General features: G+C 59.1%; 3 protein-coding genes. All 3 read right to left on the bottom strand.

Features of this window, described 5'->3' with window-relative positions; translation table 11 throughout:
* On the bottom strand, window positions 1–254 hold a 254-nt coding region (locus AC3IFE_RS01195; RefSeq protein ID WP_489189346.1), incomplete at its 3' end, for a helix-turn-helix domain-containing protein.
* A gap of 323 nt (window positions 255–577) precedes the next feature.
* Complete coding sequence (locus AC3IFE_RS01190; protein WP_489189345.1) at window positions 578–850, bottom strand: hypothetical protein; 273 nt, start codon at window positions 848–850, stop codon at window positions 578–580.
* Window positions 851–1,192: 342 nt separating this feature from the next.
* Window positions 1,193–1,602 (bottom strand): IS66 family transposase (locus tag AC3IFE_RS01185; RefSeq protein ID WP_489189344.1); only part of this gene is annotated, 410 nt, incomplete at its 5' end.

The raw sequence follows: 1,602 nt of genomic DNA, 5'->3' as shown, positions 1-1,602 counted from the left end.
AACGTAACAGCCTTCAGACGCGGTGCATGGCGCAGCAGTGGCACCACCTCCGTCTCCCAGACGTCAGCGAACGGATCGGATCGGGTGCGCCACGTTCTCGACGCTCTCTGCGACGGCAGCGGCGCACCGCGCTCGATTCGACGCGCCGTTCGAACGCTCATGCCAGCCATGGCCGCTGCGACTTCTTGGGTGTGATGTTTGCGCTTGTTCATATAGAGGCGGACCTGCTGGTCCGTAATGTAGGTTCCGGGCATGGCTGTTCTTCTTTTGGAAGACGATCAGCCATCCTAAAACCCCATCCGTCCGGCGCCGCCGGTGGGGAAGCGCCTACGGCGGCTACGCCGCCTTCGTCGTTTCCCCACCGGCCAAGGTAATTGTCGTCAAACCGGCCAAGATAATTGTCGCCGTCTAAAGGCCCCCGCCCGATTGACGAAGGATGCGCTTAATAACCGTTTGAATCGCCGCTGGGATGCTTTGAAGAAGAGCGGCCCACGACAATAGGCTTCGATAGTTCACGACTAGCTTCGGTAGCCTTCGGTAAAGGGCTGGGGGAGCCGCCGGCGTATCGCGTGCACATTCAAGCCCCCTCGATCAGTGCACGGATCAGATCGGCCTTCCAGTAAAGACGGCGGTTTGCGGCCTTCTTCGGAACGACGGAGAAATAGCAGCCGTCCGTGGAATACGCTTTTCTCAGAGTCTGCGGACGGAGGCCAAGAAGGTCCGCAGCCTCGTCGGTAGTGAGATATTCGCGCCCAAACGACGGTGCGGATGTGTGGCTGACGGCCGACGCCCGGAACGGGACATCGGCAGCAAGTTGGGCGGCGGCGCCGGAAACAGCGTAGAGACTCATTGTTCGCTCCAAAGGATTAGGAAAATCCGCGTCGCAGCATCCCGAGGCTGACAGGATCAACACATCGGTCCCAGTCAACTAGGTCACTGCGAACTGCGTGGAGCGAACAATATTTGTGAGCGAAGAGATACGAAACAGCTTCGAAGCTTAACCCTGTGCGCTTTCTGAGCGCGGATCTTGCAAATGAAACCCACCAGTTTCAATCCAGCCGCACTTCCGTAATTAACCTTTTGATTTTGAAGTTCGGAGCGATGTTTGCCACGATAGTATCGATCGCCATCGCGATGTATGCCGGTTGGTATCGAGGTGGATTGACCGTATGCGGTCATTTAACGACGCCCCTCAGAGGTTGAGTGCGGCAGGCATTGTCCAAGGCATGAGATCGGCGTAGTCGTCGGCGGTTGCAGCGAGAGGCAACCTGGTGAACAGCCTGACCAGATAGCGATACGGCTCGACGCCGTTCGCCTTGCATGTCTCGACGAGGGAGTACAGGTTGGCACTGGCCTGCGCGCCGGCGACCGTATCGGAGAACAGCCAGCCCTTGCGGCCGACGACGAACGGCCGGATCGCGTTCTCGCACAGGTTGTTCGAGATCGGCCAGTTGCCGTTACCGACGTATCGGACCAGCTTTGACCACTGCCCGCTCATGTACTGCAATGCCTTGCCGAGCAGACTCGACGGCACGACGCCTGGTAGATGCTCGACCAGCATGCGCTCGATGATGTCGAGCACGCGGGCGCTGTACCGGATGC

This window comes from Burkholderia sp. APQ4-4ca, assembly GCF_057837105.1.
This window is presented reverse-complemented; position numbering and strand designations above follow the sequence as displayed.

What these genes read in the sequence shown, in the direction of transcription:
- AC3IFE_RS01190 (WP_489189345.1), bottom strand. Translation starts at nt 850, where the DNA reads ATGAGTCTCTACGCTGTTTCCGGCGCCGCCGCCCAACTTGCTGCCGAT.